This window comes from Allobosea sp. LjRoot9 (assembly GCF_964252745.1).
GTDB lineage: Bacteria > Pseudomonadota > Alphaproteobacteria > Rhizobiales > Beijerinckiaceae > Allobosea.
Genome location: NZ_CAXUPC020000008.1, coordinates 66,751 through 79,837, shown reverse-complemented (window position 1 = coordinate 79,837; position 13,087 = coordinate 66,751). Strand labels below are relative to the sequence as shown.

General features: G+C 63.5%; 14 protein-coding genes. 4 read left to right on the top strand and 10 right to left on the bottom strand.

Annotation, left to right across the window (positions count from 1 at the left end; all coding sequences use genetic code 11):
• Positions 1 to 31: 31 nt before the first annotated feature.
• Both ACSQ3P_RS24715 and ACSQ3P_RS24710 read right to left on the bottom strand, forming a co-directional pair.
• Positions 32 to 751, bottom strand: coding sequence for an amino acid ABC transporter permease (locus ACSQ3P_RS24715; protein WP_436168117.1), 720 nt, complete (start codon positions 749 to 751; stop codon positions 32 to 34).
• 127 nt (positions 752 to 878) lie between these two features.
• A complete protein-coding gene (locus tag ACSQ3P_RS24710; RefSeq protein ID WP_436168116.1) occupies positions 879 to 1,688 on the bottom strand; it encodes an ABC transporter substrate-binding protein in 810 nt (269 codons plus the stop codon).
• Positions 1,689 to 1,973: 285 nt separating this feature from the next.
• On the opposite strand from ACSQ3P_RS24710, the gene ACSQ3P_RS24705 reads away from it, so the two are divergent.
• Entirely contained in the window at positions 1,974 to 2,900 is a 927-nt protein-coding gene (locus ACSQ3P_RS24705; RefSeq protein ID WP_436168115.1) for a GntR family transcriptional regulator, read from the top strand.
• Between the two features lie 483 nt (positions 2,901 to 3,383).
• On the opposite strand, the gene ACSQ3P_RS24700 is transcribed toward ACSQ3P_RS24705, so the two are convergent.
• From ACSQ3P_RS24700 to ACSQ3P_RS24690, 3 genes are read right to left on the bottom strand one after another with little or no spacing between them, the layout of a single operon-like run.
• Positions 3,384 to 3,815, bottom strand: coding sequence for a hypothetical protein (locus tag ACSQ3P_RS24700; protein WP_436168114.1), 432 nt, complete (start codon positions 3,813 to 3,815; stop codon positions 3,384 to 3,386).
• A 16-nt stretch (positions 3,816 to 3,831) separates the two neighbouring features.
• On the bottom strand, positions 3,832 to 5,172 hold the full coding sequence (locus ACSQ3P_RS24695) for an RHS repeat-associated core domain-containing protein (protein ID WP_436168113.1): 1,341 nt from the start codon (positions 5,170 to 5,172) through the stop codon (positions 3,832 to 3,834).
• A gap of 52 nt (positions 5,173 to 5,224) precedes the next feature.
• Positions 5,225 to 6,124 (bottom strand): AraC family transcriptional regulator, encoded by a 900-nt coding sequence (locus ACSQ3P_RS24690; protein ID WP_436168279.1) that lies wholly within the window; start codon positions 6,122 to 6,124, stop codon positions 5,225 to 5,227.
• A 216-nt stretch (positions 6,125 to 6,340) separates the two neighbouring features.
• On the opposite strand from ACSQ3P_RS24690, the gene ACSQ3P_RS24685 reads away from it, so the two are divergent.
• Positions 6,341 to 7,066, top strand: a complete 726-nt coding sequence (locus ACSQ3P_RS24685; protein WP_436168112.1) for a DUF1028 domain-containing protein — start codon at positions 6,341 to 6,343, stop codon at positions 7,064 to 7,066.
• 201 nt (positions 7,067 to 7,267) lie between these two features.
• On the opposite strand, the gene ACSQ3P_RS24680 is transcribed toward ACSQ3P_RS24685, so the two are convergent.
• Together ACSQ3P_RS24680 and ACSQ3P_RS24675 are read right to left on the bottom strand one after the other, a co-directional pair.
• A complete protein-coding gene (locus tag ACSQ3P_RS24680) occupies positions 7,268 to 7,576 on the bottom strand; it encodes a hypothetical protein (protein WP_436168111.1) in 309 nt (102 codons plus the stop codon).
• A 33-nt stretch (positions 7,577 to 7,609) separates the two neighbouring features.
• On the bottom strand, positions 7,610 to 7,798 hold the full coding sequence (locus ACSQ3P_RS24675) for a DUF3008 family protein (RefSeq protein WP_436168110.1): 189 nt from the start codon (positions 7,796 to 7,798) through the stop codon (positions 7,610 to 7,612).
• Positions 7,799 to 7,959: 161 nt separating this feature from the next.
• Here ACSQ3P_RS24675 and ACSQ3P_RS24670 point away from each other — a divergent pair, with 161 nt between their 5' ends.
• Positions 7,960 to 9,240 (top strand): DUF763 domain-containing protein, encoded by a 1,281-nt coding sequence (locus ACSQ3P_RS24670; protein WP_436168109.1) that lies wholly within the window; start codon positions 7,960 to 7,962, stop codon positions 9,238 to 9,240.
• 76 nt (positions 9,241 to 9,316) lie between these two features.
• Here ACSQ3P_RS24670 and ACSQ3P_RS24665 read toward each other — a convergent pair whose 3' ends face one another.
• Positions 9,317 to 9,961: an extensin-like domain-containing protein gene (locus ACSQ3P_RS24665; protein ID WP_436168108.1), complete on the bottom strand. Its 645-nt coding sequence runs from the start codon at positions 9,959 to 9,961 to the stop codon at positions 9,317 to 9,319.
• 149 nt (positions 9,962 to 10,110) lie between these two features.
• A complete protein-coding gene (locus ACSQ3P_RS24660; protein WP_436168107.1) occupies positions 10,111 to 11,109 on the bottom strand; it encodes a L,D-transpeptidase in 999 nt (332 codons plus the stop codon).
• Between the two features lie 232 nt (positions 11,110 to 11,341).
• On the opposite strand from ACSQ3P_RS24660, the gene ACSQ3P_RS24655 reads away from it, so the two are divergent.
• A complete protein-coding gene (locus tag ACSQ3P_RS24655; RefSeq protein ID WP_436168106.1) occupies positions 11,342 to 11,641 on the top strand; it encodes a DUF1028 domain-containing protein in 300 nt (99 codons plus the stop codon).
• Here the strand turns inward: ACSQ3P_RS24655 and ACSQ3P_RS24650 are convergent.
• Positions 11,535 to 12,890: a serine hydrolase domain-containing protein gene (locus tag ACSQ3P_RS24650; protein ID WP_436168105.1), complete on the bottom strand. Its 1,356-nt coding sequence runs from the start codon at positions 12,888 to 12,890 to the stop codon at positions 11,535 to 11,537. The genes ACSQ3P_RS24655 and ACSQ3P_RS24650 overlap by 107 nt on opposite strands.
• Between the last annotated feature and the right edge of the window lie 197 nt (positions 12,891 to 13,087).

Below are 13,087 nucleotides of genomic sequence, written 5' to 3'. Positions count from 1 at the left end.
CTCAGGGATACTTGCCTCGAGAATATTTGCCTCATCGGATGTCAGCCGCCGCAGTCAGGCGCTCGACGAGCGGCTTGGCCTGCCTTCGTGCCCGGGCCCGCTTGGGGTCGAGCGCCTGCTCGAGCCAGGCCTGCCCCGCCATGAAGATGGTCGTGAGCACGAGATAATAGATACCGGCCGCCGAGAGGGCTTCGAAATAGCGGAAATTGGCGCTCGCGGTCTGGTTCGCGATCAAAAGCAGTTCCTCCACCGCCACGACGGAGACGAGCGCGCTCGTCTTCAGCATACCGATCATCTGGTTGCCGACCGGGGGAAGGATGATGCGTAGCGCCTGCGGCAGCACGACGTGACGCATGACGCCGGCGCGCGTCATGCCAAGCGCAAGGCCGGCCGTGCGCTGGCCCCTGGTTACCGATTTGATGCCGGAACGCAGGATCTCCGCCATATAGGCGCCCTCGTTCAGCGACAGCGCGATCACCGCCGACATGAAGGCCGACAGGCGAATGCCGAAGCCGGGCAGGACATTGTAGATGAAGATGATCTGGAACAGCACGGGCGTGCCGCGAAACAGCCAGAGATAGAAGAGCGCGACGACGCGGAGAAGCTTCAGCCTCGCCTCCTGAAGCAGGGCGACGACCAACCCCGCCAGGATGCCGAAGAACAGGGATGTCACGGTGATGAGCAGCGTCATCATCGCGCCGTGAAAGAAGATCGGCGACAGCACGTAATCGAGGACGAGCTGGAAGGACATCAGGACACTCGGCCACGCCTGTTTCTAAGATCTCGCATGGTTCTGAGGTCTCGCATGGTTCTGAGATCTTGGCTGCGCGGCAACGTCATGGCGGCCTCGTCAGGCGAGACCGCCAGTTTTCCGGAACTCAGTTGAAGATGGAGACCGAGGCCGGCAGCTTCCACTTCGCCAGCAGGCCCTTATAGGTTCCGTCCGCGACGACCTCCGCGATGGCGGCCTTGAGCGAGGCCTGCATCGCTTCATCGCCCTTGCGGGTGGCGATGCCGATCGAGGTGTTCGACTCGAACTCCGCCCCGACCGTCTCGAAGATCCCGGGCAGCTCGTCGAGCACCTTCGCGGCGCCCGGCGTCGAGTCGTAGACCGCGTCCGCTCGCCCCTGACGCAGGTTCAGCCAGGAATCCTGCGCGGTCGGAAAGGTCTTCACATCGACGCTTTTGAGGCCCTTCTCCTTGCAGCTCTTGTCATCAGCGCGAGCCTGGCTCTCCTGGATGCCTCCGAGCGTGACCGCGATGGTCTTGCCGCAGAGCGTCTCGTTGCGGCCCGTGATCTTGGCGCTATTGCCGGCCTGGACCACCACCATGTTGCCGATCTTCATGTAAGGCACGAAATCGACCTGCTCGGCCCGCGCCGGGTTCATGTACATCGCCGAATTGATGATATCGAGCCGCCCGCCCTGCAGCGCGGGAATCAGGCCCTTGAACTCCATGTTCATCGGCGCCGCCTTGGCCTTCAGCTTCTGGCTGATCGCCTCGACGAAATCGATATCGAAGCCGGTGAGCTTGCCATCCTTCTGGAACTCGAACGGCGCGAATGTCGCCGCGACGCCATAGGTCAGCGCGCCGGCCTCGACGAGGCCGCTCTTGGGCAGCTCGGCGGCCATGGCGGCGTGGGCCAACCCCAATGGCACTATGCAGGCTGAAGCGAGTTTTCGAAGCATGCCATTCCCCTCGTCGCGAACAGATTGCTCTATTGGTCAGCAACAATACAAGCCGGAACCCGAAAGGAGTCAACGCAGCCTCCGCGCGGCCCTTGATCAAATACCGGGCACGCCCTGGCGAAATCTGCGCCGGAATCCGCTCGTGGCCCGCGCAGTGTGAAGGCGAGGCTCGCAGCTTTTGGGACCGTCTGCCCCACGACAGCGTCGCTGCGCTTGCCCAAAATCGCCAACCCATTGTATCGATCGTTTGAAAGAGTTCGATCAGTGCGATCAGATAGGGACAGGATGGCCCGCGGTTCGAGCCAGCGGCGGCACAAGCTCGCCAATCAAATTCTCGATGTCGTCCGCGAGGCGCGCTTTGAACCCGGACACCATCTGCGCGAGCAGGCGCTCGGCGACCTGCTTCAGGTTTCGCGGACGCCGATCCGCTCGGCGCTACAGCTTCTCGCCGAGCGCGGCATCCTCGAAGCGCGCCGCAACCACGGCTATTTCCTCCTGGCGCGTCCTGAAGAGCTCTACCGGCTCGAGCTGGAGGTGCCCTCGACATCCGATCAGGACCTGTATGCGCTGATCGTGCAGGATCGCCTGGTCGGGCGACTGCCGGTGACCTTCATCCAAAGCGACATCGCGCGACGTTATGAGGTGGACCGCGCCGCGCTCCAGAGGACGCTGCTGCGCCTGCTCGACGATGGCCTGATCCATCGCAATACCGGGCGCGGCTGGAGCTTCGTGCCGACATTGGACACCAGGATCGGCATGCACGGCAGCTATGCCTTCCGCAGCATCATCGAGCCCGCCATCCTGCTGCTGCAGGATTTCCGGGCCGATGCGGCCATGATCGAGCGCAGCCGCCTGCAGCACCTCTATCTCGTGGCCCATCCCGCGATCGAAACGGTGGACCGGGCCCAGCTGTTCGAGACGGATGCCCAGTTCCACGAAATGCTGGCGGAATTCGGCGGCAACCCGTTTTTCCTCCAGGCCATCCAGCAGCAGAACCGCATGCGGCGGCTTCTCGAATTCGGCGGCTATGTCAATCGCCGCCGGGTCAAGGACTGGTGCCGCGAGCACCTAGCCATTCTCGACGCGGTCGGCGCCGGTGCCCGCGAGAAGGCGGCCCAGATGATGGGCGAGCATCTGAAAAACGCCTTCGCTGCGGTCCCGAACTTCAGCCTCGAGGATCGCAGCTCTCACCTGGCGAAACATCGCGCCTGAGAACAGTGGCGAGTTCGTCGCGGGACGACGACGACCACCATCTCTACCGCCCGTGAGGCGCGCCCCCAGGCTTTGCCTCACCTACGCCGCCGCACTGGACGAACGCAGCCGGGACCACGCCCTCAAGGGCCGGATGGGTGTCAGGTTCTGAAGCACGGCCCCCTTGCGGCGGGCCTGCGGATGTCCGCCTTTGCTTGCGCCGCCCTGGGCATCGAAATCGTAGCTCGCGACCGTGGCGGCGCCTTGCATCATGCCCGTCAGCCGGTTCTCCGGCTCATAGGCGTAAGTGAGGCTTCCATCCGAGGTCAGGTTGCCGTTGCCGTCATAGCTCGGCGTGGCCGCGTCGACGGCGGTGTACTGGTCGAGATTGTTGGCGGTATAGGCGGTCGTGCTGGCGGCCGCAGGAGAGCCATCAGTTGGCGTCGTTCGTGGCCTGGCCTATGCGCTGATTGGTGCTGCGGAGCAGATATTGCACCGACCTTGCTAAATTTTCTCGTATTCGCCAATTAAGCGCCGCAATTTTTTTAGCTCATCCTCAGGAACCGGCGATCCAGAATCTAAAATCCCCTTTGCGAGATAGTAATCATTATCGTTGCTTATAGTATCTTTCTTAATTAGATTTTTATATTTACTCCAATACCGCCTCCTAATTTCAGATAGAGAAGGAATTCCCGCTTCTATCAAACTCATATCTATCTCAGATACTTTTTCTGGCGGCAACCTACTCGTCATGACGATGCAATCTTGGATCGCCTGCTTAAGTCCTTTGCGCGCGATCGACTCGCTATCTTTTTCCAGCTCGCTAAGCCTCTGCATCGGATGCTCGCTTTCAGGAAGACCCTTTATATTCATGAATTTATCGACGATATAAGCCAAAAACCTCTTGTCGGATTGATAGCGTGAGCTGTCTGTCATTTTTCCAACCATTTTATCAAGGCCTATTGCTTGGCAGCGACCCAAATAATTGCGACGATGAATACATATAGATAGGCCTTAAAGGATTATAGTCTGAAATTCCATTGATCATATTGCGCGAAACTCCTCCAACGCTTTGAGCTCCGCCGTAATAATCGATAAGTTGCTGCTCACGCCCTCTTATGGCGCCATAGTTGTTAGTAGCTTGATCTAGAATAGGCAGAGAAAATCCTTCTGAATTTAAGATAGGCTGCCCATAGGCGCGTTGAGTTGCAAGCGCCTGTAATTGCAATGGATCTACCGGATTGGCAAAGCCTGATGTACGGCCAGAATATACCTGTTGAGTAACGGGATTTGCCCGGGTGTATGTAACATAAACGTATTGAGCAGAGTCCGCTTTTGTAACTGTATCGCCCGACAATGCGAGCGGTAGCATCAAAGCCCCAACTGTTGCTGCTCCGCCGATCCCAAGCGCCTCTGGCAGCGCGATAGCGCCACCCCTAACGCTGGGCAGCGCAATCGCACCTCCCAAAAGCAAGCTATTGGAGGTGCTAGTAAACTCGACTACAGCGCCGCTCGGATCCGTCGCATTCAGCGGGTCATTCCCGACATAGGCGTAGAGGTTGAGCCCGCCTTGCGTCCCGATCGGGTCGGGCTGGAGAAAGCGGCCGAGCGCGGGCGCATACATGCGGGCGCGGTAGTAGTAGAGCCCGGTCTCCGGGTCGATGCGCTGGCCGGTGTAGCGGAAGCTGCCTGTCGATGCCGCGCTCTGGCCGAAGGGCAGGTAGCCGCCCTTGGCGAGCGTGCCGGTGACTGATGCCAGCGTCGCCTGCACGGAACCCTGGATATCGGGAATGAAGCTCGTGCGCGTCGCCGGCGAAACCTCGATCTGGTTCAGCGCCTCATTGGAGCCCAGCCCATAGGCATACCAGCGCAGCACCTGCCCGCTCGTGCCGTCATATTCCAACACCTCGCGATTATCGGCGTCGGTGACGAACACCGTCTTGACTGAGCCGACCGTCTTCTGCTTGCGCCTCCCTTGCGCGTCGAAATCATAGCTTGCGACCGTCGTCGCGCCTTGCATCACGCCCGTCAGCCGGTTCTCCGGATCATAGGCGTAGGTGAAGCTTCCGTCCGCGGTGAGGTTGCCATTGCCGTCATAGCTCGGCGTGGCAGCGCCGACGGCGGTGTACTGGTCGAGATTGTTGGCGGTATAGGCGGTCGTGCTCGCGGCCGCCGGGGAGAGCCACCAGCTGGCATCGTTCGTGGTCTGGCCTATGCGCTGATTGGCCTGGTTATAGCTGTAGCCGAAGGCGACGCTGCTGGCGGTGGGGGCAACCGGGATGGGGGTGGACAACGGCCTGTCCGCTTCCCGCGAGCGGAAGGGACAGGCCGCCGTCGCAAGCGCGCTATTTCAGCGGCAGAAAGAGCTCCGCGACCGCCTCATGCTCCGGCACCTCCGGGAAGAGGCTCAGCCGCTGGCAATAGATCGGGAAGTCGCGGGCTTCCTCGCCGCTGGCTGGGAGCCAATCGCGATACAAATAGAGCGCGGCGGGCTCCAGATTATGGGTGTTGCCGACGACGCGCAGCACCGCGCAGCGTCCGCCTGGTATCTCGCCGGCCTTGATCGGCTCGCCATGCGCCTCGATCGGCCGGTCGGTCCCGGCACAGAGGTCGTTGCTATAGTCGGCCGGAGAAGCGGGCCGCCGCTCGGAACGCCAGACATTGAAGGTCGGACTCGTGCTGGGATGCAGGCCAGCAGCCTTGCGCCAGGCGATGAAGCGCTGGATGGTGGCGCCCAGCGTCGCCGGATCGCCGCGATGCTCCATGATCGCCACCGGCGTTGCCGGCACATCGCGGATGATCACGTCGTCAGTGGTAAAACTCGTCTGCATGAGCTTGCTCCTCGCATCGTCGAAAGGCCCGAAGGCCGCAAGCCACGGCTCCCAGTCGGAAGATTTCCGGAACGACGAAGGCGACTGTCCGAACCTCTGCCGAAAGGCGCGGGCGAAGGCATCGGGCGCATCGTAACCGGCATCCATCGCTATGTCGGTGACGCTTTGGGCGTCCCTGTAGGCCAGCCGGTATGAAGCGCGCTTCATGCGGGCAAGCTGGACATAGCGATGCACGGACACCCCGAAGGTGGACATGAACTGCCGGTGGAAGTGGTATTTCGAGAACGCCGCGACGCCGCTCAACACGTCCAGGCCCAGATCATCGTCGAGATGCCGGTCGATATGGTCCAGCACCCGCTGCATCCGGGCATGGTAGTTTTTCCGGGCATGGTCGTTTTCAAGTGCCGCCTTCATCGTCTCTTGGTCTTCCTCCGTGGCGACACCAGCTAGGCCCTTCCGGAGATGCCGCGCTCGACCGATCTTGCGATTTGGCATGGAACAGGTGCTTGCCGGCAACGGCTTACGGGCGAGCCCGGCCGCTTCGCGTGCGGAGGTTCTGCCGTGTAGACGTTGCTTTGAGAACGGCAGGAACACGGATATTGCGGCATCCTGACAAGCAGGGAATACCGCATGACGTGGTCGATCATTGCGCGGGATACGCAAACCGGCGCGTTTGGCGTGCTGTGCGCGTCGCGGGCGCTGGCGGTTGGAGCGGTCGTCCCCTATGGGGCGGGTCGAACCGGCGTGATCGCGACGCAGGCTTTCGCAAATCCGTTTTTCGGCGTCGACGGCCTGAGGATGCTTGGGGAAGGTTGTTCTTCCCAGGATATCGTCTGCACCCTGGCGGCGGCCGATGAGGGTCGCGATCACAGGCAGGTGCATGTGATCGATCGCACGGGCAGCGCGGCCTGCCATACCGGCGCGGCCTGCATCGCATGGAGCGGCAGCGTCAGCGCTCCCGACGTCTCCGTCGCCGGGAACATGCTGGCAGGGCCGCAGGTCGTCGAGGCGACGCTTAACGCCTATCTCGCGGCGTCCACGCTCGATTTCGACGAGCGCCTCATCGTCGCGATGGAAGCCGGCGAATGCGAGGGCGGCGACAGCCGCGGGCGTCAGTCCTGCGCCATCCGCATCTGGAGCGATGCCCCGTTTGCGAGCTTCGATCTGCGGGTCGACGACCATTCCGAGCCGCTGAAGGAGCTTCGGCGACTCTGGCGGCTGGCGCATCAAGGCTATGCGCCGTTTCAAACGGCCCTGCCCTCCCGCGCGAAGCCGGCAGGTGTCACGGATCGGGACGCCGTCAATCGGATGTGCGCCGAATATGCCGAGACCTGGAACGCCCGACACCCAGAATAGCCGTCGATCACAGCCCCTGAAGACGCCCATCGCCCAGCCCCGTTTGCGGCCCGACGCTGGAGGTCATCGTCACCGAGATGCCGGGCCATCTGCTTCGTCCTTGCGGCCTTCATCCTGGTCATGACGCTCCTGCCCGGCAGCAAGAAGGAGGCCGTTGCGGATGCGGTCGCTCCGGAAAACGGACCTACACAGGTCCAGCCGCTATCGCTTTGCCCGTCGTGCGCGGTAGCGATCGAGATAGTCCGCGCCCCACATGGTCAACCGCGCCATGGGCCGCTGCAGAAAAGGCACGTCGGCTGCGATCAGCATCAGGCCGAGCGGCAGCATCCACACTCCCAGGAACGGAAGGATCGCGAAGATGCCGCCGAAGATCAGGACAATCCCCGCCGGAAGTCTGACCCAGCGCGATTGGGGGTACCGCAACCAACGCATCCATGACGCCAGCCTGTGCGGTAGTTCCCGCTCGATGCGCTTGAAGGCGAAGCGAAGCTCTCTTGCGCCATCCGACATGCTATTCTGCTGCCTTCGCAACCGAGACGAGGCTCACGATTTCGACACATGCTCGGGCTTGCCCTTGCGTTTGGTCGAGGCGAGCTCGTCGAGTTCGCGTTCACTCATCGATGTCTCCATCGATTTGGAAGCGCCTTTGAGTTTGCTTTTCTTGATCTCGCCGCGCTTGGCGGCCAGGGCGGCGCCTGCCGCCTTTTGCTGAGCTGCTGATTTCGCCGGCATGTCCGCCTCCTCGAATAAAGCCACTCCCAAACGGCATTTGCTAAACCGGCCAACCGCCGAGACGTTCCGCGCGATCGGCGCGGACGCCCCCTCGGACGCTCTTGGCAACTTCCGTCGGACTGCGCTATGTAAAGTTCCCGTTTCGTTCGCAAGGACCTGGCATGACGCGCCGCTCGGGCAGTGCCGATCTGCCTTTGCATCACGGCCGGGTGCCGGTCTGGCTCGCCCAGCGCATGACGCGCCTCGGCGCTGTCATCTGCGAAGCGATCATCCATCATTATGGCCGGGACGAGTTGCTGCGGCGTCTGGCCCACCCCTTCTGGTTCCAGTCCTTCGGCGCGGTGATGGGCATGGACTGGCACTCTTCGGGCATCACCACGAGCGTCATCGGCGCATTGAAGCGCGGACTGGCACCGCTCTCGGGCGAGCTCGGCCTGCATGTGTGCGGTGGGCGAGGCAGCCATTCACGGCAGACGCCCGCAGAACTGGAGCGGATCGGCGCCCGGGTCGGCTTCGACGGGCATGCGCTGGCAAAGGCAAGCCGCCTCGTCGCCAAGGTCGACAGCGCCGCCGTGCAGGATGGTTTCGACCTTTATCTGCACGGCTTCTTCGTCACCGATGACGGCCAATGGGTCGTGGTGCAGCAAGGCATGAACGGCGATGGCGGCCTCGCCCGGCGCTATCACTGGCAGTCGGAAGGGCTCGGCAGCTTCGTCGAGGCGCCCCATGCCGCCATCGATGGCAAGAACCAGGGCCGCATCATCAATCTCACCGATGCGCGCGCGAGATCGTCCCGCGACGGCCAGATTGCAATGCTGCGCGAGATTGGGCCCGATGCCATCATCAGGGAATTTTCCGCATTGGAACGCGACCGGGCCCCGCCGGTGCTGTCGTCCGCGCAGCTCGCCTTGCCGCATCTGGTGATGCCGGCCCATCACGATGTCCGGCCCAAGGACGTGATCGCCCGGCGCCTGCACGGCGCGCTCGCCGCAGCCGCCGACAGTGCCCCGGCCGATTTCTCCGAGTTGCTCCTCGTACCAGGCGTCGGGGCCCGCACCGTGCGCTCGCTTGCGATGGTGGCCGAAGTGGTCCATGGCACGCCGTGTCGCTTCGCCGATCCGGCACGCTTCTCACTCGCCCATGGCGGCAAGGACCGGCAACCCTTCGCCGTGCCCACCAAGGTCTACGACCAGACGATCGCGGTGCTGAGATCCGCGGTCGATCGGGCAAAGCTAGGGCAGGACGATCGCCTCGCCGCGATCTCGCGGCTCGACCGCGAGAGCCGCCGGCTGGAGCAGATCGCCACCGGCCCGACACTGTGCGAATATGTGACCGAGGAACGCCGGCGTTCGGCCGAGTATGGCGGGCGGAGCGTCTTTGGTTGGGAGCAACATGCGTCCGAGGCGGCCCCGGCTGCTCCAGCGAAAACGCGCCCGGCGTGACATGCGGGCGCGGAGGGTCAGACGCCCTGAGCCTTTGAAACTGTCCCAAGACGTTCCAGTTCACGCGCCAGCGCCGTCACTCGACGGTCCATTGGCAGATCTTGAAGCCACGCGGCCTTTTACGCATGTCGAGATGGAGATGATCCTTGTGAGAGCTGTCGGAGCCCGCACCGAGCACCGTCGTGAAGCGTGCGCAGGCGCTCTTTTGAAGGGATTCCCGTAAGGGACGCGTCGCGTCGTCCCGACCGGCCAGGGTGACGATTCGGCCGTCCTGCAGGCGAAGGCCGCTGAGATCAAGCGCATTGCCGGTCGCATGTTCGCTGATGGGCGCGCCTGCCATCCCATTGCGCGGCCGGCAGGCATGTCCGCCGACCCCGACCAATCCGGTCAGCTTGCCGTTCTCAGCGCCCATGATGCCGGGCAGATCGTCGCGCAGCCAGCCCAGGACTTCCAGTGCAAAGGCGCAGCTGACAGTGACCGCACTGTCGAGCTCGACCTTGTGCCCATCAGCCATCGCAATGTTGCGGAACGTGACGGGATCGTCGATAGCGCACGCGCCACCGCCGTTCTCCGACGGCGAAGGAAGCGCGATGCCGCCGCGCTCGGCAAAGGTCGCGAGACACGCCGACGGCACTGCCGGCTTCTCGGGTTCGGGAGCAGGCTCCGCCTTGCCGCCAGGTACCGGAAGCGGCTTCAGATCGGCAGGGCGTCGCGGCGGCAAGGGAGAGACGACGCCGCGACGCGCCGCCGGCCTCTCACCGTCGCCAGGACCCAAGGCCAAGGCAGGTGCGACCGGGCAGAAGCAGAAGGCGCAAAAGCCACTCGCGAATGCCCATCTATATCGTCGCCGCAGGCGATCGCGCACGCCACTCAGTCCACGAAACGCACCGGGACACCCGGCTTCACGAGGTCGGCGAGTTCCTCGGCGTCCCAATTCGTCAGCCGGATGCAGCCATGCGAGCTGGTCTTGCTGACCTTGGCGGGTTCGGGCGTGCCGTGGATTCCGAAGGTCTTCTTCGACAGCGCGATCCAGACGGTGCCAACCGGCCCATTCGGTCCGGGCGGGAGATCGAGTGTCTTGGTGTTCTTGCCCTGCTGGAAATTCTTCTCTGGATCGTAAGTGTAGCTCGGGTTCCTTGCGATGCGCTCGACCGTATACTCGCCCGAGGGCGAAGGCGTGTCCTCGCTGCCGATGGTCGCCGGGTAGCTCGCCAGCACCTTGTCCTCCGCCCCCAGAACGATGACCATTCCGGTGCTCTTGACCGCATCGATCCGCAGCGCGGCGCCTTTCTCCGGCGAGCGCCGCCCCGACGCCACGAGCAGACGCGCGCCGGCTTCCGAAAACGCCTGCTTGGGATTGAGGACGCCCAGCAGCGTCTCGCTCATATGGAAGCGTTCGCCCAGCATCTCCTGTGGGCTGGTATAGGACAGGCGCTTCATCTTGGCCTGTTTGGCATAGTCGCGCGGGATTTCGTCGGCGAAGTCGTAGGCCGCGTCTTTGTCGGTCAGGGTATATTCGGCGATCACATCGGTCGTGGTGTCGCCGCCCAGGCTGAGCCAGGCCGGTTCGTCGATCTCGTCGCCATCGGGAAGCTTCTCCTGCCGTCGCAACTGCGCCACCGCCTTGCGGAAATTCTCGCCGTCGACGCCGTCGATCACGCCCGGCGAAATGCTGCGGCGACTGAGCAGAACCTGCGCCTTGACGACAAACGGGTTTGGTCCGGGCCAGGCCTGCTTGTCCTTGTCGGCGAAGATGACCGCATTCACCTCGTCGGCGGTGAGCGCCATCGCAGGCCATGCCACTGATGCCAGCACCGCCGTCAGAATGGCGATGCGCAGGCAAGCCTGGCGAGGATCGACAGTTTCCATCAGTGCTCCAACGACTGGCTGCGGCTTGCTGAAGCTATACGGATGAATCTGGCAGATGTTCCGCATGGGCAGCCAAGCGAATGACGCGCTTGCCTTTGCTCGTCTTCAACTGGTCGGCGCGGTCAGACGTCTCGATGGTGCTCGCCGGGCGTGATCGACGGCGTCGACGGCCTGAGGATGCTCCAGAAGGGCTGTTCTTCGCAGGATATCATCTGCGCGCTCGTGGCGGCCGATGAAGGTCGCGCATGTGATCGATCGCACCGGCAACGCGGCCTGCCATACCGGTTCGGCCTGCATCGCATGGAGCGGCAGCCTCAGCGCTCCCGACGTCTCCGTCGCGAGGACCATGCTGGCAGGGCAGCAGGTCGTCGAGGCAACCCTCAACGCCTATCTCGCGGCGTCCACGCTCGATTTCGGCGACCGCCTCATCGGCGCGCGGCGACGATGGCGGAGAGCAGTTTCGCGACGCTGTAGCCGATATCCTCCCGCGTCTGTCCCATGCGCAGGATCACCAGCTTTCGCGAGGGGATGATCGCGATCACCTGGCGCAGATGTCCCTGCAGCATGAAGGTGTCGGCGGGGAGATTGAAGCCTTGCCCCCGCGCCAGCCAAAGCTGTCCGCGACCATAGACCGGGCCATGTCCCTGATCGGACACCGGCAGGGGCGAGCGCATGTAGTCGACGAAGCCCGGCGGCAGAAGCTGCTCGCCGTTCCATTCCCCGCCCAGGCGCAGGAATTCGCCGAAGCGCGCCCAATCCCGCGCATTGGCGTAGAGAAAGCCTTCGCCGAGGAAAGTGCCGGACGGGTCGGCTTCGAGAACGGCGCTGGTCATGCCCAGAGGCTTGAACAACCGCTCCCGCGGATAAGCGTGTGCGTCCGCCCCAACCGCGTCCTGCCAGAGCCGCGCCAGCAGGACGGAGGAGCCGCCGGAATAGTTGAATCGCGTTCCAGGCGGGGCGACGAGCCCGCGGTCCCGCGCGAAAGCCGCCGCATCCCTTGCCAGATTCTCCAACCGTCCGGGGTCGGGAGAATTGCCGTGCTCTTCATCCCATTCCAACCCGCTGGTCATGGCCATCAGATCGGCCACCGAGATGTCGGCGCGCGCGTCACCGGTCCATTGCGGAAACAGGTTCTTCCGATCCAGGGAAAGCTTGCCGTCCTTGATCGCCAGGCCGGCCAGGGCGGCGTTGACGGTCTTCGTCATCGACCAGCCGAGCAGGGGCGTCGCGGCATTGAAGCCTTCGCCATAGGTCTCGCCGACGATGCGCCCGTCATGGACGACGACGATCGCGCGCATGCCCGGCCCCTGCAGGGCGGGATCGTTCAGCGCCGCCAGCAGGCGCTTGTCGTCGGAGAGTTGCACCCCCTCGCCGGCCGGCCAGAGCGCGTCAGGCGTCGCCGGCGGCAAAGCCGATAAGCCGGCGCGATCCGGGACTTCGTCCTTTGCGAGCAAGGTGCAACCGCGGCCCTCCTGATATTGGGCGTCACGTCTGGCGAACAGGCCGAGATAGGCCACCTCGACACGCTGCTTGTTGCGGTCGACGTCGATGCTCATGCGATTGACCAGACGTGGCAGTGCAAACGCCACATCGGTTGCAATGACCGCATCCAGCTCGCGCCCGGCGATGAACACGTTCGAGCAAAGCATTTTTGCCGCATAGGCCGAGGCGCCCAGCAGCCCCTCGGGCGGGCTGAAGCCAAGCCAGCCGCTCAGCCCCAGAATCCCCAGAAGCCCGATCGCGACGAGAGATTTGAACGCGACTATCAAAACCCGACGCATGCTTTTCCGCCTCGTCTCGACGCCGAACCTGCGCACCGACCAAACGCTCAAGCCCCGAGCCTACCTCTTTTGGAACAGATCCGGCAGGTCGCAGCCTCGCATGACAGACCCACCGCGAACGACCCTGCCAGCATCCCGGTCACCCGTCGCGGCACCCGGCGCGGGGGCGGATCCAGCCGCGCCTGCATGACGTCATC